At 63.9% G+C, this 24,996-nt stretch carries 29 protein-coding genes; 17 read left to right on the top strand and 12 right to left on the bottom strand.

What is annotated here, in order from left to right; genetic code table 11:
• Positions 1 to 431 precede the first annotated feature (431 nt).
• From IVA91_RS24215 to IVA91_RS24205, 3 genes are all read left to right on the top strand, one after another.
• Entirely contained in the window at positions 432 to 2,096 is a 1,665-nt protein-coding gene (locus IVA91_RS24215) for a DUF6538 domain-containing protein (RefSeq protein WP_247459373.1), read from the top strand.
• 242 nt (positions 2,097 to 2,338) lie between these two features.
• Entirely contained in the window at positions 2,339 to 3,013 is a 675-nt protein-coding gene (locus IVA91_RS24210) for a 50S ribosomal protein L11 methyltransferase (RefSeq protein WP_247459371.1), read from the top strand.
• Positions 3,014 to 3,035: 22 nt separating this feature from the next.
• Complete coding sequence (locus IVA91_RS24205) at positions 3,036 to 3,284, top strand: hypothetical protein (RefSeq protein ID WP_247459368.1); 249 nt, start codon at positions 3,036 to 3,038, stop codon at positions 3,282 to 3,284.
• On the opposite strand, the gene IVA91_RS24200 is transcribed toward IVA91_RS24205, so the two are convergent.
• A complete protein-coding gene (locus IVA91_RS24200) occupies positions 3,281 to 5,026 on the bottom strand; it encodes an ATP-binding protein (RefSeq protein WP_247459366.1) in 1,746 nt (581 codons plus the stop codon). The two genes, IVA91_RS24205 and IVA91_RS24200, sit on opposite strands and share 4 nt — an antisense overlap.
• Before the next feature lie 21 nt (positions 5,027 to 5,047).
• Positions 5,048 to 6,058, bottom strand: coding sequence for a DNA cytosine methyltransferase (locus IVA91_RS24195; protein WP_247459355.1), 1,011 nt, complete (start codon positions 6,056 to 6,058; stop codon positions 5,048 to 5,050).
• A gap of 409 nt (positions 6,059 to 6,467) precedes the next feature.
• On the opposite strand from IVA91_RS24195, the gene vsr reads away from it, so the two are divergent.
• Both vsr and IVA91_RS37210 read left to right on the top strand, forming a co-directional pair.
• Positions 6,468 to 6,902 (top strand): DNA mismatch endonuclease Vsr, encoded by a 435-nt coding sequence (gene vsr / locus IVA91_RS24190; RefSeq protein WP_247459354.1) that lies wholly within the window; start codon positions 6,468 to 6,470, stop codon positions 6,900 to 6,902.
• Between the two features lie 149 nt (positions 6,903 to 7,051).
• The gene (locus IVA91_RS37210) at positions 7,052 to 7,906 is read left to right on the top strand and encodes a DUF3883 domain-containing protein (protein WP_247459352.1); all 855 of its coding nucleotides are present in this window, start codon (positions 7,052 to 7,054) and stop codon (positions 7,904 to 7,906) included.
• A gap of 120 nt (positions 7,907 to 8,026) precedes the next feature.
• Here the strand turns inward: IVA91_RS37210 and IVA91_RS36975 are convergent, their stop codons facing one another.
• From IVA91_RS36975 to IVA91_RS24170, 3 genes are read right to left on the bottom strand one after another with little or no spacing between them, the layout of a single operon-like run.
• Positions 8,027 to 8,590 carry an MOSC domain-containing protein gene (locus IVA91_RS36975; RefSeq protein WP_275996706.1) on the bottom strand — a complete coding sequence of 188 codons (564 nt, stop codon included), beginning with the start codon at positions 8,588 to 8,590 and terminating at the stop codon, positions 8,027 to 8,029.
• Complete coding sequence (locus IVA91_RS24175) at positions 8,590 to 10,272, bottom strand: DNA polymerase/3'-5' exonuclease PolX (protein ID WP_247459348.1); 1,683 nt, start codon at positions 10,270 to 10,272, stop codon at positions 8,590 to 8,592. Before IVA91_RS24175 ends, IVA91_RS36975 begins: the two co-directional genes overlap by 1 nt.
• A complete protein-coding gene (locus IVA91_RS24170) occupies positions 10,273 to 10,557 on the bottom strand; it encodes a hypothetical protein (protein ID WP_247459346.1) in 285 nt (94 codons plus the stop codon).
• Positions 10,558 to 10,717: 160 nt separating this feature from the next.
• Between IVA91_RS24170 and IVA91_RS24165 the strand changes: the two genes are divergently transcribed.
• The gene (locus IVA91_RS24165) at positions 10,718 to 10,900 is read left to right on the top strand and encodes a DUF3606 domain-containing protein (RefSeq protein WP_247459344.1); all 183 of its coding nucleotides are present in this window, start codon (positions 10,718 to 10,720) and stop codon (positions 10,898 to 10,900) included.
• A gap of 258 nt (positions 10,901 to 11,158) precedes the next feature.
• On the opposite strand, the gene ligD is transcribed toward IVA91_RS24165, so the two are convergent.
• The 4 genes from ligD to IVA91_RS24145 form a co-directional block, all read right to left on the bottom strand.
• Positions 11,159 to 12,982, bottom strand: coding sequence for a DNA ligase D (ligD, locus tag IVA91_RS24160; protein ID WP_247459342.1), 1,824 nt, complete (start codon positions 12,980 to 12,982; stop codon positions 11,159 to 11,161).
• 100 nt (positions 12,983 to 13,082) lie between these two features.
• A complete protein-coding gene (locus IVA91_RS24155) occupies positions 13,083 to 13,427 on the bottom strand; it encodes a hypothetical protein (RefSeq protein ID WP_247459341.1) in 345 nt (114 codons plus the stop codon).
• Between the two features lie 242 nt (positions 13,428 to 13,669).
• A complete protein-coding gene (locus IVA91_RS24150; RefSeq protein WP_247459377.1) occupies positions 13,670 to 13,873 on the bottom strand; it encodes a hypothetical protein in 204 nt (67 codons plus the stop codon).
• Positions 13,874 to 13,908: 35 nt separating this feature from the next.
• Positions 13,909 to 14,118 (bottom strand): response regulator, encoded by a 210-nt coding sequence (locus tag IVA91_RS24145; RefSeq protein ID WP_247459339.1) that lies wholly within the window; start codon positions 14,116 to 14,118, stop codon positions 13,909 to 13,911.
• A gap of 310 nt (positions 14,119 to 14,428) precedes the next feature.
• Between IVA91_RS24145 and IVA91_RS24140 the strand changes: the two genes are divergently transcribed.
• Genes IVA91_RS24140 through IVA91_RS24130 form a run of 3 tightly spaced genes read left to right on the top strand, consistent with a single transcriptional unit; the run spans position 14,429 to position 15,105 of the window.
• On the top strand, positions 14,429 to 14,650 hold the full coding sequence (locus IVA91_RS24140) for a hypothetical protein (RefSeq protein ID WP_247459337.1): 222 nt from the start codon (positions 14,429 to 14,431) through the stop codon (positions 14,648 to 14,650).
• 34 nt (positions 14,651 to 14,684) lie between these two features.
• Entirely contained in the window at positions 14,685 to 14,906 is a 222-nt protein-coding gene (locus tag IVA91_RS24135; RefSeq protein ID WP_247459335.1) for a hypothetical protein, read from the top strand.
• A 7-nt stretch (positions 14,907 to 14,913) separates the two neighbouring features.
• The gene (locus tag IVA91_RS24130; RefSeq protein ID WP_247459333.1) at positions 14,914 to 15,105 is read left to right on the top strand and encodes a hypothetical protein; all 192 of its coding nucleotides are present in this window, start codon (positions 14,914 to 14,916) and stop codon (positions 15,103 to 15,105) included.
• Positions 15,106 to 15,238: 133 nt separating this feature from the next.
• Here IVA91_RS24130 and IVA91_RS24125 read toward each other — a convergent pair whose 3' ends face one another.
• A complete protein-coding gene (locus IVA91_RS24125; protein WP_247459331.1) occupies positions 15,239 to 15,484 on the bottom strand; it encodes a hypothetical protein in 246 nt (81 codons plus the stop codon).
• A 5-nt stretch (positions 15,485 to 15,489) separates the two neighbouring features.
• Positions 15,490 to 15,666, bottom strand: coding sequence for a hypothetical protein (locus tag IVA91_RS24120; RefSeq protein ID WP_247459329.1), 177 nt, complete (start codon positions 15,664 to 15,666; stop codon positions 15,490 to 15,492).
• A gap of 203 nt (positions 15,667 to 15,869) precedes the next feature.
• Here IVA91_RS24120 and IVA91_RS24115 point away from each other — a divergent pair, with 203 nt between their 5' ends.
• Entirely contained in the window at positions 15,870 to 16,796 is a 927-nt protein-coding gene (locus IVA91_RS24115; protein ID WP_247459328.1) for a Ku protein, read from the top strand.
• Positions 16,797 to 16,893: 97 nt separating this feature from the next.
• Here the strand turns inward: IVA91_RS24115 and IVA91_RS24110 are convergent, their stop codons facing one another.
• Positions 16,894 to 17,298, bottom strand: coding sequence for a four-helix bundle copper-binding protein (locus tag IVA91_RS24110; RefSeq protein ID WP_247459326.1), 405 nt, complete (start codon positions 17,296 to 17,298; stop codon positions 16,894 to 16,896).
• A 205-nt stretch (positions 17,299 to 17,503) separates the two neighbouring features.
• Here IVA91_RS24110 and IVA91_RS24105 point away from each other — a divergent pair, with 205 nt between their 5' ends.
• The 7 genes from IVA91_RS24105 to IVA91_RS24075 all read left to right on the top strand — a co-directional run.
• Positions 17,504 to 18,058 (top strand): sigma-70 family RNA polymerase sigma factor, encoded by a 555-nt coding sequence (locus tag IVA91_RS24105; protein ID WP_247459375.1) that lies wholly within the window; start codon positions 17,504 to 17,506, stop codon positions 18,056 to 18,058.
• The gene (locus IVA91_RS24100) at positions 18,055 to 18,696 is read left to right on the top strand and encodes a DUF1109 domain-containing protein (RefSeq protein ID WP_247459324.1); all 642 of its coding nucleotides are present in this window, start codon (positions 18,055 to 18,057) and stop codon (positions 18,694 to 18,696) included. The genes IVA91_RS24105 and IVA91_RS24100 overlap by 4 nt, the downstream gene beginning before the upstream one ends.
• A gap of 466 nt (positions 18,697 to 19,162) precedes the next feature.
• Positions 19,163 to 19,660 carry a DUF411 domain-containing protein gene (locus IVA91_RS24095; protein WP_247459322.1) on the top strand — a complete coding sequence of 166 codons (498 nt, stop codon included), beginning with the start codon at positions 19,163 to 19,165 and terminating at the stop codon, positions 19,658 to 19,660.
• 190 nt (positions 19,661 to 19,850) lie between these two features.
• Positions 19,851 to 20,108, top strand: coding sequence for a hypothetical protein (locus IVA91_RS24090; RefSeq protein ID WP_346015526.1), 258 nt, complete (start codon positions 19,851 to 19,853; stop codon positions 20,106 to 20,108).
• Positions 20,109 to 20,201: 93 nt separating this feature from the next.
• The gene (locus IVA91_RS24085; protein WP_247459319.1) at positions 20,202 to 20,609 is read left to right on the top strand and encodes a FixH family protein; all 408 of its coding nucleotides are present in this window, start codon (positions 20,202 to 20,204) and stop codon (positions 20,607 to 20,609) included.
• Entirely contained in the window at positions 20,606 to 22,042 is a 1,437-nt protein-coding gene (locus IVA91_RS24080; RefSeq protein ID WP_247459317.1) for an efflux RND transporter periplasmic adaptor subunit, read from the top strand. The genes IVA91_RS24085 and IVA91_RS24080 overlap by 4 nt, the downstream gene beginning before the upstream one ends.
• The coding region (locus IVA91_RS24075; protein ID WP_247459316.1) for a CusA/CzcA family heavy metal efflux RND transporter at positions 22,039 to 24,996 on the top strand (2,958 nt) is incomplete at its 3' end. The genes IVA91_RS24080 and IVA91_RS24075, both read left to right, overlap by 4 nt.

The following is a 24,996-nucleotide window of genomic DNA, read 5'->3' as shown; positions in this document are numbered from 1 at the left end:
GCGCACCGAATGCCGCTTAAGAAAACCGACAATTTCCGCAAGCGTGGTCTTATCCGACCGCACATCTGCGGATTCGAAAGCAAACGGCGCAACTCAGGCTCGGCTCCTTCAGCCCGGATGCAGGAGAGACAGCAACCTTGGAAGCGAACGTGTTGTCAGGACCGTAGAAGGCGATCGTCCGGACGGCAAAACCGCGCATGCGCTGGTTCGCTTTTCTTTCGCAGCCATTTGTCAGGACGCGGCCCGATCTTCATTGGCGTGACCAAATCCGCTCGCGGAATTCCTTGACCGGTACGCTCCGACGTCGCTGGATGAAATGGCGGAGAGGGAGGGACTCTCCCCCAAAGGGGGCCGGAGATCCCTTCTTTACAAGTTTATCCTTCGATTTCAGGGGTTCTTGAACGGCCGGTGCTACACCGAGGTGCTCCACCATGCCGAATTTCAAGATGCCCAAGCCCATCAAGCGACCGACGTCCCAAAACTACTGGATCCGCAAGAAGGTCCCCGCCGACCTGCGCCCACTCGTCGGCAAGACCGAGATTTGGGCCAGTCTCGGGACCAAGGACGAACGGCAGGCCAACATCAAGATCGGCGCCCTCAACGCGGCGATCGAGGCCGAGTGGGCCCGCCTGCGCGCCGAAGTGGCCCGAGCGCCCCAATCGGCGGAAACTTTCGTTTTCGAGCCGTTCAAACTGACCCATCAGGACCTGCACGCGCTGCGGGCCGCAGAGCACTCCGCGATCCGGAACGCCTACTTCAAGGAGCCACCCACCGGATTCGCCAAGCTGAGAATCACCGCGGCCGACGAGGAGTCCCTTCGGTTGGATGCGTTGGATCTGCTGGAGAGCGGCGGATACGACACCTCGATGGCAAACGTCGAGCGTCTCGTTCCCCTCCTGGCCAAGGCCAGGAAGGATGGCGCACAAGACGTCGAGTACGCCCGTCTCGGCGAGCATGAGAAGATCGCCGACCTGAGCAAAATCCCGCCCCGGACGACGCCCGCTCTAGACTTCGTCCGGGCGTTCGAAGAGTACGCGTCCAAGGGAGGCCTTAAGGGAGGCAAGTTCGGCCCGACGGCGAAGCGTTGGCGACCAAAGATCAAGGCGTTCTGCAATTTCATCGGCCACCGCGACCTGAAGCGCATGACAACCACCGAAGGCTACAAGTGGGTTGACCACCTGATCGAGAAAAAATTCGCCAGGAAGAGCATCAGGGACGTGTGGATCGCCTCGCTGTCCGCCACCGCCGGCTTCATGGTGGAGCGCCGGAAGCTGGATCAAAACCCGTTCTATCGCATCCGCGTCCGCGACGAGGACCCTTCGGAGACACCCGAACTGGATAAGGTGAAGGAACCGCCCCGGAAGGGATTCAGTCCGGAAGAGATCAAGATCATCTTGACCGCGACGGTCGCGACGCCGAGTCATCTGATTTCGGTCGAGATGCGGGCGGCGAGGCGCTGGTTGCCATGGCTGTGCGCCTATAGCGGCGCGCGCGTCAACGAGCTCACCAGCTTGTGCCCGGACGACATCTCGTCGGGACCCGGAAAAATCAGATGCATGGTGATTAAGCCTCCGCTCGAAAAAACGGCGATGTGGCGCGTCGTGCCGATCCACTCCCACGTGATCGCCCAGGGTTTCATGACCTATGTCGAGGAACGGCGAAAGCTGAACAAGCCCCTCTTCTACGACCCCGATCGAAGCCGGGGCGGCAAACCCGGCAATCCTCAGTTCAAAAAAGTCGCCGAACGGATCGCCGAGTGGGTGCACGGCCTCGGCGTGCCGGTCGGCGTGAAGCCGAACCATGCCTGGCGCCATGTGTTCAAGAGCGTCGCGCGCCACGTGGAGATGGACCGAGAGGTCGAGGGATTCATTACGGGTCATCGGCCGAAGGATTCGAACGCGGGCCACGACTACGGTGACCGCTGGATCAAGACCATGTCGGCGAACATCGAGAAGTATCCGCGTTACAAGATTGCGGCGCTCGATCTACCTGCGGGCCCTCACAAGCGTCATCGGCGCGACCCGGCCGAAGTTGCTGCTGCGAGGGTCGCCAAGGAAAGACGCAAGGCTGCGCGCGGAGCCGCGGATACCCGCTAGAGAGTATCATCAGAGAGTGGGACTCCCCTCCCCATCGCCCCGAATGCGCGAACTCCCCAGGAAAACAAGGATTCCTGAAAGACCCGGTGTCGATTTGACCACCGCTGTGTACCACCGGGCAGGCCTATTCGGCCGTAAATCTCGGGTGGTCTCGGGGCTATCGAGGATCGCAGGATCACACCGGCTTCGCGGTGCGAGACGGTTCGTGCTAGTCATTAGTGACGTGACAACGATGGCTCGCCTTGACAGCCCAGACCCTAGCCGACCCGCAATCCTTCATCCGCGCGAACACCCGGCTGCGGTCGGTGCCACTGGTGCCGGAAATCGCGGTCTTCCTCGCCGATGAATCGTTGCCGCTCTGGCAACAGACGGAGAACGAGCTGAACGAGGCCGGCCTCCCCCCGCCCTTCTGGGCATTTGCCTGGGCGGGCGGCCAAGCCCTGGCGCGTTATGTGCTCGATCATCCCGATACAGTGCGGGACCGGCGCGTGCTCGACATCGCTTCTGGCTCCGGACTCGTCGGCATCGCGGCGATGATGGCCGGCGCGGTCGGGGTGACCGTGTCCGACATCGACGCCTTCGCGATCGCGGCGGCCGAACTCAATGCGGAGGTCAACCAGGTCCACCTCACGTCGTGCGGCAAGGATTTGCTCGACACTCGATCAAACGACCGATGGCAGACCATCCTCGCGGGCGACATTTTCTATGAGCGGGACACCGCGGAGCGTGCCTTCGCATTTCTGGCCGACCATGCGCGCGCCGGCGCGACCATCTTGATCGGCGACCCCGGGCGCTCTTTCCTTCCGAAGGCGAAACTTGTCCGACTCGCCGACTATCGCGTACCGGTGATCCGCGACCTAGAAGACGCCGAGATCAAGCATACGGCGGTTTGGACCATCTCGCCGGATTCTCTGTAAGTTGCGTTGCGCGGCGTCGGTCGTGGTCTCGACGAACTCAGGCGCCCAACAGCGCAAGCACCATCGGATCGAAGGCGGCGTCGAGGTCGCCGCGTTCGAGCGCGGCTTCCAGATATTGCCTAGCGCTGATCGGGTCGTTCAGGTCCCACAGCCGGAAGCGCCCGACGGCGTAAAGGCCTGCAGCATCCAGCTTAGTGGCGAGCGTGGGACGCCCTCGTCTAGCTGCATGAGCCGGCGGATCGAGATCTACACCAATGTCGGGCGCTTCTAGCCGCTGATTTCCTTGGAGTGGTGGTGCAGGAATTCGCGCAAGATTTTGGCGAGGTGTTTGACGTGTTCGTTGTCGGCGCCCTTGTTGGCGATGATGAAACTTACGTTGGCGGACAGCGATACGGCGTCGGTCTTGTGACCCCGACTCTGCATTTCCTCGATCAGCTTCGCCTTCGCCTGTTCGTTGGTGAGTTCGAGATCGGGCGAGCCCAGAAGCGCGCGCAGGAGAACGAGCTCCGGACATACCGCGTTCAGGAACCTCACCCGGGCGCTGGCCCATTTCAGGTACAAAAGCGCCTGAGCCGGGTCGGACCCGTGATGATCGGGGGACGTCCCGAACTTTTCCTTGATCCAGGCCGGCAAAGCGCCGGTTTCGGCCTGCGTCATTTCGTTGAAGTCGGGATATTCTACCGTCTGGTCGCCATCGAGGATCACGTAGAAGTGCTGCTTCGTACTGATCCAGACTGGAATGTCGTGCGCAAGAATCGACGATGCCCCGGCGGGAGGAGTATGCAATCGGATCGTCTCGCGTTCCCCCTCGTCCAGATGCAGCAATGCGAGGTCCACCATTGCCCTGAGCAGATCGTCTTCGACCGCGATGTTGAGAAAATTCCCGACCGCGCGCCCGAGTCGGTTGAAGGCGACCTGCGGGTGAGTGACCGGGACGATCCGGCATTTCGCCCCGTCGGTCTCTTCCAGAAGTTGGATGGCTTGAGTGGGAAGAAGTTCGACGATCGTCGGCGAATGCGTGGACATGACGATCTGCAACTGCTTCTGCCTCCACAGATGCAGGATAAAGGTCAGGAAGTTCCTCTGAGCCCCCGGGTGCAACGACGTCTCGGGTTCGTCCAGCAGGACGAGGGAGTTTTTCTCGCACGCGAGAAGCTGGATCACCGCCCTGACGATCGCCAATTCGCCGCTTCCCGCCGATGCTTCCGAGTATTGGATGCCCCGTCGCCTGAAAACGACCGTGGGACTCTCACCGACGCCGAGCAGGCGATGTCGAACGTATTGCGCGCTGTCGTACTCGCGTCCCAGGACGAAGCCGGTCCATGCCAACTCGTCGGGAGTGAGATCGCGGTTTTCGTAGACTGACTCCCGGCTACCCAGTTTGTAGCTGGCGCGGCGCAGCCTGACGACGGTGTTCAATCTGTCCGCCCTTCGGACGTAGTCGTCCTGCTTCTTCTCCAGCTTCTGCCCGTCTTCGAAGTAGAAGAAGCGATCGAATGCGCTGAACTCGGCCTTGAAGTTGATGTAGAGCGGAGCGCGAGTGACAGGATTCCAGCGCTCGGCCGTTCGATATTCCTTTTCCCCGTCCTTCATCGGGCCGAGAACAGTCATACCGTCGCGGGCCAGGGCGCGGGCCGGCTCCCAGTAGCCGTGCCGCTTCGTGCCGAAGACCTTGCGGGTCTGTGCGAAAGTCTTCAGCTTGGATATCCAGTGCTCATACCAATAGCTCGGAGGATCCTTCCCGGCCGCTATCGGATCGACGGCTGTCGAAAACCAGAATCGGCTGGTGCTGTAGCCGCGAGGCATGCCCCAGAGCGCATGCAGGATCGAACTCTTGCCCGTGCCGTTGGCACCGACGATCGCGGTTAGCGGAAAGTGAAAGACCAGCTTCGTCCCCGGCTCGATGTTCTTGAAGTTTGTGAATGTCGCTTCGCGGATGAAGCCGTCGGTCGGCTTTTCCGGATCGAACTTCTTCGCCTCCGATAGCAGTTTGTCGAGGTCTGGAGGATTCATCTGGGTGTCCGGCGCCCGGGATTACAGCAGTGCCCGCGCCTGTTGCCTGATGAAAGGAGGAGGCAGAGCGTTCCCGATCATGAGGGCCAGCGTTTCCTTTCCCAGCTTTGTGTCGAACTTGTAGGTCGGCGGAAAGCCCTGAAGGATTGACGCTTCCCGCAGAGTGATGGCCCGGTCCTCCTCAGGGTGGAGAAAGCGCCCCTTCGACGGATTGGAGCACCCTGAGGTGATCGTGGGAGAGACGTCGTCCCACGCCATGCGGCCAAACACGTCGTTGAAGCCTTTGTAGTCCCGATGGCAGGCTGGCCGCATCTCGCGCGGGAGGCTCGACCGGCTTCCACCGTCTTTGGGGATGGCGGCGATGAGGGATCTGACCTTTTCGGACCTCGCCTCCGGCAGATCGTGAAGAAGGTCGCCGCTTGCGCCGGCCCTCGGCAGGCTTCCGATAGCGTCCCTCACGGTTACGCGTCGGTTCGACGGCTTCGCCATTGACGGCGCTTTGCCCATCGAAGCGATGAGGATCAGCCTGGTCCGGCGCTGCGGAACGCCGAATCTGGACACGTCCAACACGCTCCATTCATACGTGTAGCCCAACCGCTCGATGTGCTGCCTGAAGGCGCGGAATCGCGGATAGTCGGCTAACCCCGGAACGTTCTCAAGCATGAGATTCTTGGGCCGCAGCGCCTCGACGAAAAGAGCGAAGTTGTCGATGAGCATGTTCCGCTCGTCCGCTCGCGCCCCGCGCTTGTTCTTCCGGCGTATCCTGGAGAATCCTTGGCACGGCGGGCAACCCGCCAGTAGATCAAGCTCCCCCGGGCGTAGCCCTAATCGGCGCATGATCTCGACCGGATCCGCGTCACGGATGTCGTTCTCGAGAAAGGTCACCTCCGGATGGTTGGCGCTGTAGACTTGGCGGGCCTTCTCGTCGATTTCGATCGCGCCGATCACCTCGACGCCGGCCTTCTTGAGACCAAGGGTGAGCCCACCGCAGCCGCTGAACAGGTCGATAGCCCTACGAATTTTCTTGACCAAGATATTGCCCCACGCGGTCGTCCGCCCCGGACGCACCGGAGGTAGTCTTGCCATTGATTCGGCAAAGACAACAGGGAGTTGCCGTGCCCTGGAAAGGCCGGTCGCTGAATTTCCACGTGCTATCATGGATCCTTATGCAAGCCGGCTAAGTGATCGGCTACGTCCGGGTGGAAAGCGGGTAAATGCGGACAAATCTGGGAGGCTCATTCTCACCGAACATATTCGGCGGGAGACGAAGCGATCTCATGTCGAGCGCGGTCGCGCAAAAATCACTCTTGCGCCAAGGGGCTTGCACCGCGGTTCCCCTGATGACGAAAAGCGATCGGGCGCGTACTTCAAGGTTTCATAGAGCTGCGACCGCCCCTCCGTCGGGGCGGCTGAAACTTTAGTGATCCGGAGTAGAACTGCCATGGCCGACCGACTTACCGAAAAGCAGCGTTCGATTCTGATGTCCCGCGTCCGGACCAAGCATACGGCACCGGAGCTTACGGTCCGCAGCGTTGCCCATCGGGCCGGTTATCGCTTTTCGCTCCATCGCAAGGACCTGCCGGGCACGCCGGACATCGTCTTCCCACGGTTCACGTCGGTCGTGTTCGTCCATGGCTGCTTTTGGCATCAGCACAAAGGATGCTCGAAATCCACGCAGCCCGCGACCCGAAAGAAGTTCTGGACGGCAAAACTCTCGCGCAACATGTCCCGGGATGCGGAGAACAGAAAAAAACTTCATAAGATCGGCTGGCGAGTTCTTGTCATCTGGGAATGCGAGATCCGTAACCGAGAGATGCTCGCCGAGAAACTGAAACGCTTCTTGGATAAGTCCACTCCAAGCTCACGCGTCCGATGAACCAGACCTTCTAAAGGCCGCGGGATACCTGCCGCTCTGCGAACGAGCGCAACTCGCATATGCCGACATGCAACGCATGCAGGGCCTTTCGAAAGTTGCGGATCGGCTGCTCCCTGGTAGGATTCCTGTGCGAGCAGGGAAAGCAATCAGTGGACGCCGAGGGTACAGCGCCGGGAGCAAGGGGCACCGACTGGACGGCCGAGCAGGTCGCAATCGTGGTCGCGAACTACTTCCTGATACTTGAGCGCGAGCGCGCCGGCGACAAGATCAACAAGGCCGATCTGTACCGGAGGCTCGCGCCCGAGGTCGGTCGCTCCGAGAAGTCGATCGAATGGAAGCTCCGCAACGTGTCCGCGGTTCTAGACGAGCTCGGGATTGCCTGGATCTCGGGTCTACTGCCGGCCCTAAATTACCAGGACGCGTTGGTGGAGGCCGTCGAGGCGCAGTTGGCGCTGCATCCGAAGGTACTGACTGATCCGGTGTCGATACAGCCGCGCTTCACGTCGGCGGGAGGGCCGGTGCTGGTCCAGCCGCCAGCGTTTCTGAATTCGGACCTGCAGGAACATCATTCGGCGCTGCGCCGTCTGGTCCGCAAGTACGACCCGGCGGCCAGGGACGAGCTCAACCGCTCGTTGGGGCGCGCTGGCGAGGAAATGGTGTTCAGGTTCGAATTCGATCGGCTGTGCCGAGCCGGCCGGCGAGACCTGGCCAAGGCGATGGATTGGCCAGCCGATCGCGGCGAAGACCATCGGGGCTACGACATTCGGTCCTTCGAGTCGGACGGCGAGGAGAGCCTTCTCGAGATCAAAACCACCAACGGGCATGCGCGGACGCGGTTCTGGCTGTCCCGCACCCAGTACGAAGTTGCCGCCCAAAATCCGTCGACTTACCGCATCCGCAGGGTCTTCCACTTCCGGAACGGCGCCGAGATGTTTGACATCAAGCCGCCGCTGGCCGCCGCCCTGTGGCTCATCCCGGACAAGTATGCGGCCGTACCGAGATGAGACAGTCGCGTAGGTTTGTCGGAAGGCTGCGCGGTCTTAGAATTCGCCGGCTTTCTTTTAATCCGCCGTAAGGCCCACATGGAAGAAGCTCGTCCCGGCGCCGAGTTGTGCACCGGGCTCTTACAGTGCCGGCAACACCTGAAACGAGATGGATGGAAGGCGAACCCGCGCGCTATCGCCAGCCGCGACGGGCCCCCCCGCCCGGACCACGCCCAGCACCCCCGACTTGAATGGAGGGCCCGTTTCCGCCGACGAGAGCACCTGTCGCTTCAGGCCAGCCCGGAAGCGGTCGATGAGGACACAGGGCGTCCGGAGACCGGTCAGCTCGACGATGGCCGTGGGACCCAACTCGATGAGGGTGCCGAGCGGCATCCGCTCCAGGTCCAGGCCACTCATTGTGATATTCTCACCCATGTCCCCCGCTGCGACCTCGAAGCCGGCTCTGAGGAGCTTTGGGAAGAGCTCGCACGGGATCAGGTGGACCTGCCGGAGATTGGGCAGGCGCGGCCGGCGGCGGGCGAGATGGCGATGCCGAACAAATGGGCCGGCATGCGCGTCGCCTTGGACGCCGTGGCCCTCCACCAGAACGATGCGATCCTGGAGAGGTTTGCTGAAGTGGTGCCCGGGGCCGGCGGCGACCGCCGCCACCTTTCCCTCGAGCGAGAGATCGTGCGCCTGCGGCATCAGGCGGCGCGGGCGAGCGAGCGCCGCTTCTGGCGGAAGTAGCGCGTGATCTCGGGGAGCTTCATCGCGTTCAGCACCCGATCGGCAGGGACGCCACCCTTGCGGGCCATCTGGACTCCCCAGTGCATGTGGTCAAGTTCCGGGATCGAGTGCGCGTCCGGATTGATGCTCACCATGCAGCCGAACTCGAGCGCCGCCTGGTGCCAGCGCCAGTCCAGGTCGAGCCGCCATGGGTGGGCGTTGATCTCTACGACGACATCATGCTTGGCGCAGGCCCGCAGCACCTTCTCGACGTCGATTTCGTAGCCCGGCCGCCGCTGGAGCTGTCGCCCGGTCATGTGGCCGATGATGGTGGTATGAGGATCGCTGATGGCCCGAAGGAGGCGCTGCGTCTGCGCCTTGCGGTCCAGCTTGAAGCGGCCGTGAATGCTGGCGACCACGAATTCGAAGCGCTCGAGCACCTCATCCGGATAGTCGAGCGAGCCGTCAGCCCGGATGTCCGACTCGATGCCTTTGAGGATCCGGAAATCCTTGCCGAAGCGCTTGTTCAGGCGCTCGGCTTCCCGGTGCTGCTGCGCGATCTGCTTGACCGTCAGTCCGCCGGCGTAGTGGGCAGACTTGGAATGATCGGCTACGCCGAAATACTCGAAACCTCGCTGGCGCGTCGCCTTCGCCATGGTCTCCAGAGTCTCGGTGCCATCTGACGAATCGGTGTGACAGTGAAGGATGCCGCGCAGGTCCTGGTCGGTCACGAGCTTCGGGAGCTTGCCTTTCAGAGCCGCCTCGATCTCGCCGCGCCCCTCCCGGAGCTCAGGGTCGATGAAGGGCAGACCGAGGGCGCGGTAGATCTCGGCCTCGTCACGGGCGATCAGGGTGCGCCCCTTGTGCAAGCCGTCGGCTTCCAACCGCATCTCCTTTTCGGCGGCCAGCGTCTGGAGCTGCTCGATGTGGGCGGCGGAGCCGGTCGCGAACAAAAGCGCGGCGCCGAAGTGCTTGCGGTCCGACAGGCGGATCTGCAGTCCGTCCGTCGGCGACGGCTTCGCCGCCTTGCCGGCCTTTGGGGCCTCAGCAACGATCGAGAGATCGCCGATGAGGTCGCAGCCCCGTCGGAAGTCGCCGGCGATGGTGACGCGCTTCAGCTCGGGCCTGGACTTGCGGACCGAATCCTTGGCGTGGGCCAGCAGGGCGGCGGCGCGGTGCAAATGGAGGCGGCCTTCTCCGCTCTTCGCGATGGCCAGATTCTGCAGAATCTTGGTCTGAAGTGATGCACCCAGTCCCTTGGCCTTCTTGATGCGGTCGTCCTTCGCCGCGGCCTCCAATTCGGCAAGAGACGTGATGCCGAGATCCTTGTAGAGACGCAGCACTTTCTCGGGGCGCAGACCGGGCACGGAGAGCATCTCGAGCACGCCCTGCGGAATTTCCTTGCGCAGCTTCTCGAGGCTGGGATGCGTGCCCGTCTTGTGCAGCTTGGTGATGATGTCGGCGATCGCCTCACCGACGCCCGGGATCTCGGTAAGCCGGTCCTCGGCGATGAGTACATGAAGCGGGATTGCAAGGGCCGCCAGGCTATCCGCGGCCCGAGAGTAGGCTTTTGCGCGGTACGGATTGCCGCCGCGCAAGGCGCTGCGCTGCGCATATTCTCGAAGGAGGCGTGCTACGGCGCGGGTCTCGAGGGCGGGCACTCAATGAGCCTCCCGCCCCATGTCCTGCGATCCCGGTGACGTGACGCGACGTCGAGCGGCCGCGGCGACGTCAGGCTCCCGATCGAGAGATCGCTCGAGCTTCTGCGCTGCGCGGAAGTCCTCGAGGTGCTGCATGTTCGGAGCGTAAGCGGCCTCTTTCTTGAGGAGGTTATAAATTCGTCCAGCCACAAGCTGCAGATGCTTCATCTTGCCCTGCGGCATCGAGCGGGCTTTGCAGAGAGCTCGGACCGCGTAGGCCCTGAAGTAGTCGAAGGCGTCTGACATGATTCGATAACGTCCGTTGTCGCCTAATGGTTCGGAAGCGGGCCTCGACGAGCCGCTGGGCCGCAACAACTCGCCCGCTTGGACCGGGGGGCTGGAGGCCGGAACCTGCGAATCCTTGCGGCGTTGCACCCGCATCGATCATTCGCGATAGGAGTAGCCGATGGCGGCGAAGAAGAAGAGCGCGCGAGGGCGCAAACAGGACCGAGCGCGCGTAGCCAAGGGACAGGACTACGAAGTCCGGTATGAAGCGAAGAAAACTGGCCGCTCGGCATCGGCCGTGAAGAAGGCCGTCAAGAAGGTCGGCAATTCCCGCAAGAGTGTCGAGAAGCGTCTCGGCCGGTGACGGTCGGGTTCCTCGGTGAGCTTAGCTGGCGCCAGCGCGTCCTCAGATCCTGCAGGAAAAGCGCGTGAAGGCGGTCAGCGTTTGCAGACGAGCTCAGCAGGACGGCGGTTCGGGTCCCACAGCCGGCGGGGGCCTGGCATGGCGGCGCGGCACGAGCCGCCGCAGTACGCGGCAGTCCGCCGACCGGCTCAAACGGCAGCCCCGTCCTGTCCCCGGGCGGTCTCTTGGCCCACTCGATCCAACGGTCGAACGCATCCGTCATGGGAGCCTCCTCTGCTGCACCCGATAGGGGCTGTCCATCGTGAAGGCGTCCGGCCTGACGCCTTTCTCGATGCGCGACCAAGTGACGGGCGCAGCTATCGGAAACGCTCGGCGCGCCCGCGGCGAATAGGTGCCGACGGCAGTGGTCCCGCGTCCGTTGCGCAAGTAATCGAGGAAGATCCGCCCGTTGCGCATTGCCTGCGCCGAAAGGATGTAGTGTTCGGACTCGCGCGATGCAAATTCAGTGCAGAGTCGGCGGGCGGTCCGATGAGCCTGATCGTGCAGCATCGGTACCGCGAGGGGCGCCATCAGGTGGACACCTTTGCCGCCGGTCAGCTTCGGCCAGGTGTCCAGCCCCTCGCGCTTCATGAACGCCCGAAGCTCAAGCGCGGTGTCGGCCACCTGCTCCCATCCCACGCCGTCTCCCGGATCGAGGTCGATGACGATCCGGTCGGCGTGCTCGATGTCCTCGACAGTCGAATTCCACGGGTGTAGCTCGACGGCCCCGATCTGCACCAATCCAAGGAAGCCTTCGAGGCTGTCGACCCAGAGGCGCGTGCCTTCGCCACCCTCGCGCTTCTGGATACGAAGCTGGTGGACGGCTTCCGGAATATCCTTCGGAAGCGGCCCCTTGTGGTAGAAGGTGGTGCCGTGCACGTGCCGCACCAGCTTGAGCGGGCGGTGGCCGAGATGCGGCAGCGCCTTCTTCCATACGCGCTTCCAGTAGTCCCCAAGTTCTTCCTTGGAAGGGACGACCGCGTCGGGCAGTAGCTGGAGGATGTTTTCCTTGGACACGCCCAGCTTCGGCCGTCCCGCGGAGGTGGGCACCAGGCGCGGCGCCTTCACCTTGCGCAGCGCGAGATCGTCCCGAAGTCCTTTGAACACGGCTTCGCGCAGCAGGCCATCGTCGGTCAGCGCGCCATACTCCACCTCGGCATTCACGCTCGGTTCGACCCAGGTGGCCTTCGGCTTCTTGACCTTCATGTCCAGCGGCGAGGTGCGGCGGATCAGCGGATCCAGCCGCTCGCGCAGTTCGCGCGCGGCTGCCTCCGTGTAGCCGGTGCGGACCTTGCCCGCGTAGAGCAGCTTGTCATTCTCACGACGGCCTACGTAAAGGGAAGCGATCTTGCGGGGGTGAGCACCAAGCTTCTCGACGAAGGCGACGATCGGAAACGTCTCGCTCTTCTTGCATTTGAGCTTGATCCAGGTCTCCTGCCGGCCCGAGCGGTAGGGCTGGCCGAGCCGTTTTGCGACGAGTCCTTCCAATCCAAGCTCGCACCCCTTCGCAAAGATCTCGTCGCCGGCGGCCTCGATAGCCTCGACATAGATGAAAGTCTCGGGTGCCTCCTTCAGAAGCTGGTGCAGCAACCGCTTGCGATCCTCATACGCCGCGCCGCGCAGATCGTACCCGTCGAGGTGCAGGAGATCGAAGGCGTGATATCGCACACGCTCGCTGCGTTTGCGGCCGAGTTCGCGCCGGAGCTGCTGGAAGTCTGGCAGGCCGCCGCTGCCGTAGACGACGGCCTCGCCGTCGATGATCGCGCTCTTCGCCTTCAGCTTATGAGCCGCGGCAGCGATCGAGGAAAACTGCTCGGTCCAATCCAGCCCCGTGCGCGAATAGACCGTGACCTCGCCGTCTTCAAGATGCAGTTGCGCGCGGTAGCCGTCCGCCTTGATTTCGTAGACCCAACCCTCGCCACGCGGCGGATTCTCGCGCAGCGTGGGATCACACGGCTCGATGTAACCTGCAATTGCAGCTTTGCGGACGCCGGGGACGCGCGATACCCCCGAACGAGACTGACGCAACGCCACGGCACACATGCTGGACTCAACGCGCCGAGCTGGATTCGTTCCGTCCTGTCGCCCTGGCCAGGCGCCTGAGGTGCCGTATTCCAAGATCATTGCGGCGGCAGCCGCCGCGTTAATACCCGGTCGGGATGGAGCCGGCGTCTGATTGAGAGGCCGGGCGGTGGCTGGCCTTCGGGTCGCCGTCGCGCCGCCGCCACGGGAGGCGCGTCTCGTCGGAGAAAAGGCGGGTGAGGCGGGTCTCGGGCCCTGAACGCGGGAGTCCGACCGCCGAGCGCCTGTGAACCTCTAGGAGACCCGCCCTAGAGGAGCCGCGCCTCGAGGTCACGCCGTATTCCATCGCGATCGCGAGCGACAGCAGCAGGCCCGCGCCGCAAACGATCAGGATGACCTTCAGCCCTTCGACGTCGATGTCCGCGCCGGCTGCCTGCGAGAGTGCCTTCGCCAGTGCGGCCATCATCGGTCTCCTCCAGGAAGCGAGAACGATACGATAGCCCGCCGCGACGCCAGGCGAGTGTGAACCAGCTCTCAGATGCGATCGGCCGTGCGCGCTCAGTCACCCCGACTTGGGCAACCGTCCCTTGCCGCCGCACCTCACGCAGCGCCCCGGATAGACCCGGCGGCCGGGCTCCGCCGTCTGCGCGGGCTGGTGTCCGGTGCCCCCGCAGGCGTCACACTTGATCTCGGCCGCGCCGCCCTTCGTCATGCCTCGCCCGATCCGGAGAAGTTCGCTGCCGGCGGCGCGCTGCGCACCGGCAGCGGCCGCTCCGCGACCCTCGACGGACCGCCCGGCTTGGCGTCGTATCGGCCGACCAGCGCCAGCAGGCGGCGCCGGGTGAAGGGATCGGCCCGCTCGGCCAGCGCGCGGATGCGCTGCACCTGTTCTCTGCAGAAGTCCGCGTCCATCACGCTACCCCACTCACGCAAGTTCTGTTCGAACGTCACTGCGGCGGCTTCAGTTCGCCGGCGAGCCAGCCGACCGCATCCGTCTGCATCGGATCCACCGCGAAGCGGACCACTTCCGTGCGCTCGCAGGTCGAGCACTCGAAGGTGCGCTCCTCGAAACCGCGCTGGCCGGGAGAGATGCGCGCCAACGCCATCCGGTGTTTGCATACCGGACACATCGGTCGCTCGTTGATCGCGGCAGTCATCCCTGAAACCCCTGGAGCGATCATACGATGTCCGCAGCCAGAGTCTCCAGGTTTCATGATCGAAAATCCTCGGGTCCTCCGACTTGAGGAACGAGCGTGCTTGATCCGGATTGATTCTCCGGGTCCGCACGCAAATGCGTGGCCTGCGTGGCTCCGCCCCCAAGCCCCCCAAAAGCCCCCAAAGGCGGGGCTGCGCCCATCCAGCGTTTCCATGGACTGCCGCCCCGCCGATCCGTCGACAGTGGGCCGAACGGAACGGCCATCATTCAGGCGACTTGACCCACCGACGCCGTTGTTTCGGAGAAAGATTATGAAAGCGATCTCGGCCATTGCCGTCCTGTTCGCACTCGCTCTTGTCTCGCCGGCGGAAGCCAAGGGATGCATCAAGGGCGCCATCGTCGGCGGCGTCGCCGGCCACATGGCCGGTCACGGCAAGCTCGGGGCTGCGGCGGGGTGCGTCATCGGGCATCACCAGGCCAACAAGCAGAATCCCAACAACTCGAACGCCCAGGCCCCGTCGGGACAGAAGTAGCCGTCCGGATGAAGGGACAGCGCGAAGACGCGCCATGAAGATCCGATCGCATTCCGCGAGCCACATCGTCGAACTCGACGACGGGTCGCGCTGGCAGATCTTTCCGGGCGAGCTCGACCTCACACCCGACTGGAAGCTGGACACCGAACTTGCCGTCGTTCCGATCGAAGACGAGGTCAGCTCTCACGCGCTGGTCGGCGACGCCGGCATGGTGCTGCGATACCCGCCGGGAAAAGCTGGTCTGTGCGCGAGGTAGCCAGAACATGAACAGCCCCGATCATGATGCCTTGTTTCGCGCGGTGGTGGACGCTCGACGAATCCTCAGCGAGGACCAGATGGGCTCTCTGGATCCCGTAGAGACCTTGCGGCGGCTGAGGGCCGTACTCGACGGCGACGAATTGGTCCACGCCCTGGATCGGTTGAACCGTCAGCAGGTGTTTCGGCTCGAGCGCTGAGGCACTTCGCGGGCCGCTGCCAAGGGTCACGTGACGGTTCGCCTTGCCCGTGACGGTTCGCCTTGCCCGGACGCTGCCGTCGCCGCCTTGAAGCGGATCCACCGGGCTCCGCGAAGCGGGCGTCGAGGTCGCATTACAGCGCGCTCAGATCGTCCGGCACCTCGCCGAACTTCCGGATCAGCGTGGCGTCGCCGAATTCGCCGGTCGCGGGATCTCCGGTCCGGCTGAATGCGACCGCGCCGGCGCAGCCCGGCTTGCGCGAAAGCGCCTCCGCGCGCATGACGGCGGAGTTTGCGCTCAGGCACTCCACTGCTTCGCCCGGCGCAACTCCATCGTCGGCCATGACGAACGGCAGCGCCACGTAGTAGGTGACGTCCATCGCAGTCACTCCTTGCGGTCGCGCTGCGCGAAGTGTCGACCGCGCGAATATCCTTTCGACACCGTCGCGCGCAGCTCGGCGATCTCGTTCTCGAGAAAGCCGTTCGCAACGAGCAGCGCCTTCACCGTTTCCCGGGCGCCGCCGCCGCAGGCGGCGATGGCCTGGTCGGCGGCGGCCTCCAAGTCCTCGGCGGCGGATGCGGATGGTCGCGGGCTCGGCGGACATGCCGAATGTTCCCCTTTCGTTCGCTGAGAGTCAAGCCGCGTGCTTCGGATCCCGGTGGCGCTGCAGGCCGGGTTCGATGAATCGCGAGGACGACGGCCAAGTGTCGGAACTGGCGCGGCTCGTTCGTCTTTGAATCCGAGTCCCGCCTGGAGTTTTGCGTATGGCCCCGCGAGCCAATTGGAAGGGTTTTCTGCGTCTCTCGCTCGTCACCTGTCCGGTGGCGCTCTATCCGGCCACCTCCGAGTCCGAGAAGATCAGCTTCAACCAACTCAATCGGCAGACCGGTCACCGGATCAAGTACCTCAAGGTCGACGCCGACACCGGTGACGAGGTGCCCAACGAGGATATCGTCAAGGGCTACCAGCTAGAAAAGGATCAGTTCATCGAGGTGACGAAGGAGGAACTCGAGGAGATCGCGCTGGAATCGACGCGCACCATCGAGATCGACGAGTTCGTCGACAAGTCCGACATCGACCCGCGCTACCTGATCCGGCCCTATTACATCCGGCCGGACGGTAAGGTCGGTCACGACGCCTTCGCCGTGATCCGCGAGACCATCCGCGAGATGGACAAGGTCGCGCTCGGGCGTGTGGTGTTGACCAACCGCGAGCACATCATCGGGCTGGAGCCGATGGGCAAGGGTCTGGTCGGCACGCTGCTGCGCTACCCCTATGAGGTGCGCAGCGAGCAGGAGTATTTCGACGAGATCCAGGACGTCAAGGTCACGAAGGACATGCTCGATCTCGCCAAGCACATCGTGGACCAGAAGGCGGGCCAGTTCGATCCGGAGAAGTTCGAGGACCACTACGAAACCGCGCTGATCGACCTCATCAACCAGAAGCGCGCCGGCAAGCCGATCACGCCCAAGTCGAAGCCGGCCCCGGGCAACGTCGTCGACCTGATGGAGGCGCTGCGGCGGAGCGTCGGTCAGGAGGCCGCGCCGGCGGAGGCTGGCAAGCCCGCAAAGAAGCCGCGGAAGGCTGCTGCAGGCCAGAAAGAGATGCTGATGCCGATCGAGGGCAAGAAGGCAGCGAAGGAAGCGGCAGCGAACAAGTCGTCGGCCAAGCCGCAGCGGAAGTCCGCCTGAGCCCGAAGATTCAGGCGACCTGCTTCCGCTGAGCCCGTCGATCAGATCCGTTTCGAAATTGTGCTGCTGGCGCTCGAAGGGAGCAAGGCCCAATGCGTCAGTGAGCCATGCTGCGTCCAGCCTCTTCACAAGCGCTCATGCACTGCCGGCACGCTTCCGCGCAGATGCGGCAGTGTTCATGCATCTTGGCGTGCTTTTCGCATTCGTCGGCGCAGAGCCGGCACGCTGCAGCGCAGGCGTGCAGCATTCTGCGGATGGTCTCCTCGTCCGACCCAGTCCGCCGGGTGGCTATCCTGCCTGTGACGTTGCAAATGTCTGCGCAGTCCAGGTTCAGGCGGACGCACTGCGTAAGCGACTTGATGTTGTCCTCCGCCAGACAGGCGTCGGCACAGGATGTGCAGGTTTGCGCGCAGGAGTAGCACTCCTCAATGCAGCGGATCAGCGCGTCGTTCGTCTGTCCGCGCACGCGGGGATGAGTGCTGATCATTTGTTGCGCGTGCATGGAAATCTCCATCCTTCCGGAACGCTCCCGCCCAGCTCTTCCAATCGACGGTCGAAGGAATGGTTTCTACGATCGCGTAAATGCCGGGTCGGGATCCCTATTTGTGCTGAAAACTGCGGTCCTCGCTGGGTTCCTGCAGTAAGATTTTCCGATGGGGCTGTAACCGAAATGACAGTCCGATCGAACTAGAGCGTAGATGGCGAGCATGACCGCGGAAACGGAGCTGAAGGCGCTTATGCTCGCCAGTCAGGAGGGTGACGCGGCCGCGCATCGCATGCTGCTTGAGCGGCTGAGCCGGCACTTGCGTGCCTATTACAAGGGCAAGCTCGCGAAGGTCGGCCGAGGTGCGACGGACGCGGAGGATCTGGTCCAGGAGGCCGTCTTGGCCATCCACACGCAGCGACACACGTACGATCCGGGGGAGCCGTTGACGCCCTGGGTGCACGCGATTGCGCGCTACAAATTGATCGATTTCCTCCGCCGGGACCGGGCATCCGTAGCCGATGTGCCGATCGATGAAGCCAGTGAAGTCACCGCCCGTGACGATCACCTGAGCGCAGAGAGCACTTTCGACCTGGCGCGTCTACTGAAGCAGTTGCCGGAGAAGATGGCGTGCGCGATCGAGGCCGTGAAGGTCGATGGCCTGAGCGTGGCCGAAGCCGCAAGGCGGTGCCGCATTTCGGAATCGAGCGTGAAGGTCAATATCCATCGTGGATTGAAGGCGTTGGCGGCGCTGATCGCCCAGAGAGCGCAAAGATGAAGACAGACGAGTTGATCGCCGCACTCAGCACGAACGTGGAGCCGGTCAACCGGCGACTGGTCGGTCGAAGCGTGGGCATCGCGCTTGCGGTTGGAATTGTCGTTGCGATCGGGATCACCTTCATCGCGCTGGGCGTCCGCCCGGACCTGACTGCGCCCCGCGCCGTGATTTTCCTGTTCCTGAAGCTCGCGTTCGCGGTCGGCACGGTGGGCGCGGCGTCGATCTATTTGACCCGACTTGCCCGTCCGGGAGGAGAGCGAAAGGTTTCTGCCGGCCTCGCGGCGCTACCGTTCGTGGCGATCCTGCTGCTCGCGGGTGTCCACCTTGGACAGGCGCCCAGCTCGCACTGGAGCACGATGGTGATGGGGGTGGACTGGCTTGAATGCCTCGTTTCCATTCCGATCATCGCGGTCGTTCCCTTTGCAGTCGTCATTTGGGCGGTCCGACAGGCGGCTCCGACCAATCTGGTGCGCACAGGCGCCTTCAGTGGGTTGGTCGCAGGTGGCGTGAGTGCGATCGGCTATGCGCTGCACTGCACCGACGACTCGCTGCCCTTTGTCGCGCTTTGGTATGGCGGCACGATCGTGCTGTGCACGCTCGCCGGCGCTGTTTTGGGACCGCGGCTGCTGCGGTGGTAACCAAAGGACTGGCGCCTCTCACGTCGGCGTGAGCGTGTAACCACCGGACGATCGGTTCCGAACTCCTCATTAGAAGCGCAATACATGCGTTTCAGCAAAGATGATGGAGCCGGGACTATGTTGACGAAAAGCCTTCTCGCAATCACGCTTCTGGCGGCGTTATCCGCCAGCGCCCAGGCGGGCTCGACGATCTCCGACAGAAGCTATTGGCCAGACGAGGCCAGGCAAACCGCGCAAGCGAGACCGTCTCTCCCGCAGCGCAGTCCATATTCGGCGTTCGCCTATGATCGCGGAACGCCGGAGTATCAGGCCGTGACCACTCCGATGGCCGGTGGATCCGCTTGGCGGTATCAGGGAGGACCCAAATCCCGCTAGTTTCGCGGTGACGTTCGCTGATTGGCGGACGAGGGATCGCGGAATACAATTAGCTCCGCAATCCCTCGTCTTCTTCACGTAGAGGTGTCCGATGAGCTACCGAGAACGAGGCGCCGAGAAGGCGAGCTTTGCGCGACGATCCTTTCTGGCCCTGATCGCTGCCGCGACGCTTGGAGCATCGGCCCGCCCCGCCATTGCCGCTGAACCCATGATCAAGGTCCACAAGGATCCGAACTGCGGCTGTTGCTCCGGCTGGGTCAAACACTTGCGCGACGCAGGATTTACGGTCCAGGTGGACGATGCTTCCGACCTTCCGGGCGTCCGGAAACGCCTGGGCGTCCCGGCCGATCTGGCCGCGTGCCACACGGCAGAGGTGGACAGCTACATCCTTGAGGGACACGTACCGGCGTCGGCGGTTCGGCGGTTGCTGACAGAGCGTCCGAAGGCTTTGGGGCTTGCCGTCCCTGGCATGCCCGTAGGATCGCCCGGGATGGAAGGTGGACACCCGCAGCCTTACGAGGTGGTGCAGTTTGGGCCGGCAGGCCGGACGACGTTCATGCGTTTCGTCGGCAAGGAAGCCATCGGCTGACCCTTGAGATGGTTAACCACTAGACGCCCGGCTCGCGCATTTGTGAACCGGGGGACTTTCCAGCATTCCGGCCCTGTGAGACTGTGACACCATGAATGCTCGCCGCCTCTTCAGACATCTGCTCGCGGTCCTTGTGACCGCTGGGCTGACGGTCGCGCCCCTGGCAACGCCGGCGGCGGCGGGACATTCGATGGGCGCGCTGCAGATGACAGACGCGCAGGACATGCCGGATGACATGGCGTGCTGCCCGGACAAGCAGAACAACAAGCAATGCCAGGACTGTCCTCTCGTCGCGATCTGCATGTTGAAGGTGCTCCAGACTGGACCTTCGGCCGCGACAGTGAGCATCGGGCAGCCTGTGCGCGAACTGCTGCGGCCGCTCGATGACCTGATTGCCGACGGCCTGGCCCGCCCCCCTCCAGACCATCCCCCTCGATCGATCGTCTGACCGGCGCTGAGGCGCCGGAACGTTGCCGCGCGTCCATCGCGTGTTTCGCATGCCGCTTCGGCGGCTCAACAGACGTTTCGAGGAACAGACATCATGAAGATCGCAAGTGCAGCGCGCGGCTTGGCCGCCGCGCTGGTCGGCCTTTCGCTCACGGCCGCGCCGAACTCCGCCTTCGCGGACATCAAGGACTACGAATTCCAGCTCGTCGAGCCGGCGGTTCAGACCGGCCCAGACAAGGTCGTGACGGTGCGGCTGGTGAACAAGAAAACCGGCAAACCGGTGCCGGACGCGGTCATATTCGCCTCCCGCCTCGACATGGCGCCGGACGGCATGCAGGAGATGGTCACCAAGGTGACCTCGATGCCGGGGACCGAGCCTGGGACGTACCGGTTCAAGGCCAACTTCAGCATGGCGGGCCGCTGGCAATTGTCCCTCGGCGCCAAGGTGCAGGGCGAGACCGGCACGGTCGAAAACAAGCTCGTCGTGACGGCGAAGCAATGAGGCGCGCCATCGCGATAGGTGCGGCCGCTGCGGTTTGCGCAGCGGCCGGCGCCGGCCTTTACGCGGGCGCAATCCCGCGTGCGAACCCATTCGCCGGACCGGTGACGGTCGCTGCGGCGGCCGAGGGCGGCGCGACGATCTACTACCAGGATCCGGACGGGAAGCCGTTCTATTCGCTCGAGCCGAAGAAGGCGCCGGATGGGCGCGCCTGGCGTGCCGTGCCGGCGGGAGCCGACGTCAGCTTCGACGAACCCGAGGAAGCGCCGGCGCGGACCAAGGCCGACGCGAAGACCGAGCGCAAGATCAAATACTACCGGAATCCGATGGGCCTGCCGGACACCTCGCCGGTGCCCAAGAAGGACTCGATGGGGATGGACTACATCCCTGTGTACGAAGGCGAGGACGCCGACGACGGATCGATCAAGCTCTCGTCCGGGAAAATACAGCGTACAGGCGCAAAATCTGAGGCGGTCGTCAAAAGACCCGTGATCTCCTTGATTCGCGCTCCAGGCACCGTCCAGGAGGACGAGAGACGCATCTCCGTCGTCGCGCTGCGGTTCGAGGGCTTCGTCGAGAGCGTCGCCAACGTCACGACCGGCGACCACGTCCACAAGGGCCAGCCGCTTCTGAACGTGTACAGCCCAGCTCTTTCCAGCGCGGCCGCCGAATATCTTTCGGCGTTCAACGCCGGCGCGACCGGAAAGGACCTGAAGGGCGCGCGCCGGCGACTGGAGAATCTCGCTGCTCCGGAAGCGGCCATCAAGGAGCTCGAGCGCACCCGGGAGATATCTCTCTCGATCCCGTGGCTCGCGCCGCAGGACGGCGAGATCCTCGAGCGCAACGCCGTGCCCGGCATGCGCGCGGGGCCCGGCGACGTCCTGTTCAGGATCGCCGACCACCGCCTCGTCTGGGTCCTGATCGACGTCGCCGAGCGCGATCTGCCGCAGGTCGCGGTTGGGACGAAGGTGACCATCAGGCCACGCGCGTTCGCCGGCCAGAGCTTGGAGGGCACTGTGGCGTTGATCTATCCCCATCTCAACGCCGCGACGCGCACCGCGCGGATCCGGATCGAGGTGCCCAATCGCGACGAACTGCTGCGGCCGGAGATGTACGTTGATGCCGAGATCGAGGCCGGTACGCCGGGGCCGGTGCTGGCGGTGGCGGAGAGCGCCGTGCTCGACAGCGGGAGCCGCCAGGCCGTTCTGGTCGACAAGGGAGAGGGCCGCTTCGAGCCGCGCGAAGTGAAGCTGGGCCGGCGCGGCGGCGGCTTCGTCGAGATCACGAATGGCCTCTCCGAGGGCGAAGCGGTCGTGACCTCCGCCAACTTCCTGATCGATGCCGAGAGCAACTTGAAAGCGGCGCTCAAGGGATTTGCCGAGTCCAACAGCATGCCGCCCGAGGCGCCAACCAGCGGATCGGGAGCGCGCCCATGATCGCTCGCGTCATCGCCTGGTCGGCGCGCAACCTGCTGCTGGTGCTGTTCGGAACCGGCTTCGCCGCTGCGGCCGGCATCTACGCGCTGATCCATCTTCCGCTCGACGCCATTCCGGACCTCTCGGACACCCAGGTGATCGTCTACACGGAATACTCGGGGCAGGCGCCGCAGGTGATCGAGGACCAGGTCACGTATCCGCTTGCGACGGCGATGCTGACCGTGCCGAAATCCAAAGTGGTGCGGGGCTTCTCGTTCTTCGGGGTCTCGTTCGTCTACGTCATCTTCGAGGATGGCACGGACATCTACTGGGCGCGCTCGCGGGTGCTCGAATTCCTGAACGCCGCCACATCGCGCATTCCTGCGGGTGTCACGCCCACCATCGGTCCGGACGCCACGGGAGTTGGCTGGGTCTACCAGTATGCGGTGGTGTCGAAAGAGCTGAACCTCGCCGACACGCGCACCATCCAGGACTGGAATCTCAAATTCGCGCTGGCCAAGGCGGAAGGCGTGGCCGAGGTCGCGAGCGTCGGCGGCTTCGTCAAGCAGTACAACGTGATCCTCGACGCGCAGCGGATGCGCGACCTCGGCATCACCATGCCGAAGATCCGGGACGCGATCCGCGCCAGCAACGCCGACGTCGGCGGTCGTACGGTCGAGCTGTCGGAGTTCGAATACGTCATCCGGGGCCGTGGCTACCTGAAAAGCATCGACGATCTCGGCAACATCGTCCTCAAGACGGACAAGGGCACGCCGGTGCTGCTGCGGGACGTCTCCCGCGTCGAACTGGGGCCGGACGAGCGGCGCGGCATCACCGAACTCAACGGCGAAGGGGAGGTCGCGAGCGGCATCGTGCTGCAGCGTTTCGGCATGAACGCGCTGGACGTCATCGAGAACGTCAAGAAGCGGTTCAAGGAGATCGCCACCAGCCTGCCGAAGTCGGTCGACATCGTGCCGGTCTACGACCGGTCGAACCTGATCTACGCCGCCATAGACACCCTCAAGCACACGCTGGTCGAGGAGAGCATCGTCGTCGCGCTGGTCTGCGTCGTGTTCCTGCTGCACGTCCGCAGCGCGCTGGTCGCCATCCTGATGCTGCCGGTCGGCGTGCTGATGGCGTTCGGGGCGATGAAGCTGCTCGGGATCGGCTCAAACATCATGAGCCTCGGCGGCATCGCCATCGCCATCGGCGCCATGGTGGACGCCGCCATCGTCATGATCGAGAACGCCCACAAGCACCTCGAGCGCGCGGAGCCGGGCAAGTCGCGGGTCGCGATCCTGATCGAGGCGGCCTCGCAGGTCGGGCCGGCGCTGTTCTTCAGCCTGCTGATCATCACGGTATCGTTCATGCCTATCTTCACGCTGGAATCGCAGGAAGGGCGGCTGTTCAGCCCGCTCGCCTTCACCAAGACCTTCGCGATGGCGGCGGCCGCGCTGCTCTCGGTGACCCTGGTGCCGGCGTTGATGGTGATCTTCGTCCGGGGTCGCATCGTTCCGGAGCACCGGAACCCGATCAACCGATTCCTGATCTGGATCTACCGCCCCGTCATCAAGGGCGTGCTGCGCGCAAAGACGTTGGTCATCCTGCTGGCGCTCGCCGCTCTCGCGGTCACGATCTGGCCCGCCCGTCAGCTCGGCACCGAATTCATGCCGAACCTCGACGAGGGCACGCTCCTCTACATGCCGACGACCTTGCCCGGCATCTCCGTCACCAAGGCCGCCGAACTGATGCAGACCCAGGACCGCATCATCCGCTCCTTCCCGGAGGTCGCGTCGGTCTATGGCAAGGCCGGCCGGGCCTCCACGTCGACCGATCCGGCGCCGACCGAGATGTTCGAGACCGTGGTCAACCTGAAGCCCAAGCAGCAGTGGCGGCCGGGGCTCACAATCGACGGCTTGATCGCCGAGATGGACAAGGCGCTGCAGTTCCCGGGTGTCTCCAACGCCTGGACCATGCCGATCAAGGCGCGCATCGACATGCTCTCGACCGGCATCCGCACTCCCGTCGGCGTCAAGGTGATCGGGACCGACCTCGTCGAGATCGACAAGCTCGCCAAGCAGATCGAGCAGGTGCTGCGGACCGTGCCCGGAACATCGTCCGCCTACGCCGAACGAGCCATCGGGGGCTACTACCTGGAGATCACGCCCGACCGGTCGGCGCTGGCCCGCTACGGAATCATGGTCCAGGACGTCCAGGACACCATCGCGACGGCGCTCGGCGGTCAGGCGGTCACGACCACCGTCGAGGGCCGGCAGCGCTTCACGGTCAATATGCGCTACCCGCGCGACCTCAGAGACAATCCGAAGAAGATCGCAAGCGAGGTCCTCGTTCCCATGCCGGCCGGCGGCGCCGTCCCGCTCGCGGAAGTCGCGACCGTCCAACTCGCGCGCGGCCCGACGTCGATCCGGACGGAGAACGCACAGCTTGCGACCTACATCTACGTCGACATCCGCGACCGCGATCTCGGCGGCTACGTCGCGGAGGCGCAGCGCGCCGTCCAGGTCAGCGTCCAATTTCCGCCGGGCTACTACGTGGTCTGGAGCGGCCAGTACGAATATCTGGAACGCGCCATGGCCCGCCTGAAGATCGTGGTGCCGGCGACGCTCCTCATCATCTTCCTGCTGCTGTACCTCAATTTCAGATCGGTGACCGACACGATGATCGTCATGCTGTCGCTGCCGTTCGCGCTGGTCGGCGGGCTTTGGCTGATGTGGTGGCTCGGATTCAACCTCTCGGTCGCCGTCGCCGTCGGCTTCATCGCGCTCGCCGGCGTCGCCGCCGAGACAGGCGTGGTGATGCTGATCTACCTCAACGAGGCGCTTGCCGAGATCAGGGCGCGCCGCGCCGCCGAGGGTTGGACCTTGAGCCGGACCGATCTCCGCGAGGCCATCATGGAGGGCGCGGTCGAGCGCGTCCGGCCGAAGATGATGACCGTCGTCGCCATCATGGCGGGA

This window comes from Bradyrhizobium sp. 153, from assembly GCF_023073835.1.
Lineage (GTDB): Bacteria > Pseudomonadota > Alphaproteobacteria > Rhizobiales > Xanthobacteraceae > Bradyrhizobium.
This window is presented reverse-complemented; position numbering and strand designations above follow the sequence as displayed.

Excerpts from the sequence above, each read along its gene's own strand:
- IVA91_RS24145 (WP_247459339.1), bottom strand. The coding sequence starts at position 14,118 with ATGACTGCCGCGATCAACGAGCGACCGATGTGTCCGGTATGCAAACAC.
- IVA91_RS24100 (WP_247459324.1), top strand. The coding sequence starts at position 18,055 with ATGAAGACAGACGAGTTGATCGCCGCACTCAGCACGAACGTGGAGCCG.
- IVA91_RS24110 (WP_247459326.1), bottom strand. The coding sequence starts at position 17,298 with ATGCACGCGCAACAAATGATCAGCACTCATCCCCGCGTGCGCGGACAG.
- vsr (WP_247459354.1), top strand. The coding sequence starts at position 6,468 with ATGGCCGACCGACTTACCGAAAAGCAGCGTTCGATTCTGATGTCCCGC.
- IVA91_RS24170 (WP_247459346.1), bottom strand. The coding sequence starts at position 10,557 with ATGTCAGACGCCTTCGACTACTTCAGGGCCTACGCGGTCCGAGCTCTC.
- IVA91_RS24135 (WP_247459335.1), top strand. The coding sequence starts at position 14,685 with ATGAAGATCCGATCGCATTCCGCGAGCCACATCGTCGAACTCGACGAC.
- IVA91_RS24080 (WP_247459317.1), top strand. The coding sequence starts at position 20,606 with ATGAGGCGCGCCATCGCGATAGGTGCGGCCGCTGCGGTTTGCGCAGCG.
- IVA91_RS24165 (WP_247459344.1), top strand. The coding sequence starts at position 10,718 with ATGGCGGCGAAGAAGAAGAGCGCGCGAGGGCGCAAACAGGACCGAGCG.
- IVA91_RS24115 (WP_247459328.1), top strand. The coding sequence starts at position 15,870 with ATGGCCCCGCGAGCCAATTGGAAGGGTTTTCTGCGTCTCTCGCTCGTC.
- IVA91_RS24090 (WP_346015526.1), top strand. The coding sequence starts at position 19,851 with ATGGGCGCGCTGCAGATGACAGACGCGCAGGACATGCCGGATGACATG.
- IVA91_RS24125 (WP_247459331.1), bottom strand. The coding sequence starts at position 15,484 with ATGGACGTCACCTACTACGTGGCGCTGCCGTTCGTCATGGCCGACGAT.
- IVA91_RS24200 (WP_247459366.1), bottom strand. The coding sequence starts at position 5,026 with ATGAATCCTCCAGACCTCGACAAACTGCTATCGGAGGCGAAGAAGTTC.
- IVA91_RS24130 (WP_247459333.1), top strand. The coding sequence starts at position 14,914 with ATGAACAGCCCCGATCATGATGCCTTGTTTCGCGCGGTGGTGGACGCT.
- IVA91_RS36975 (WP_275996706.1), bottom strand. The coding sequence starts at position 8,590 with ATGCCGCAGGCGCACGATCTCTCGCTCGAGGGAAAGGTGGCGGCGGTC.
- ligD (WP_247459342.1), bottom strand. The coding sequence starts at position 12,982 with ATGTGTGCCGTGGCGTTGCGTCAGTCTCGTTCGGGGGTATCGCGCGTC.
- IVA91_RS24105 (WP_247459375.1), top strand. The coding sequence starts at position 17,504 with ATGACCGCGGAAACGGAGCTGAAGGCGCTTATGCTCGCCAGTCAGGAG.
- IVA91_RS24215 (WP_247459373.1), top strand. The coding sequence starts at position 432 with ATGCCGAATTTCAAGATGCCCAAGCCCATCAAGCGACCGACGTCCCAA.
- IVA91_RS24140 (WP_247459337.1), top strand. The coding sequence starts at position 14,429 with ATGAAAGCGATCTCGGCCATTGCCGTCCTGTTCGCACTCGCTCTTGTC.
- IVA91_RS24085 (WP_247459319.1), top strand. The coding sequence starts at position 20,202 with ATGAAGATCGCAAGTGCAGCGCGCGGCTTGGCCGCCGCGCTGGTCGGC.
- IVA91_RS24095 (WP_247459322.1), top strand. The coding sequence starts at position 19,163 with ATGAGCTACCGAGAACGAGGCGCCGAGAAGGCGAGCTTTGCGCGACGA.
- IVA91_RS24155 (WP_247459341.1), bottom strand. The coding sequence starts at position 13,427 with ATGATGGCCGCACTGGCGAAGGCACTCTCGCAGGCAGCCGGCGCGGAC.
- IVA91_RS24150 (WP_247459377.1), bottom strand. The coding sequence starts at position 13,873 with ATGGACGCGGACTTCTGCAGAGAACAGGTGCAGCGCATCCGCGCGCTG.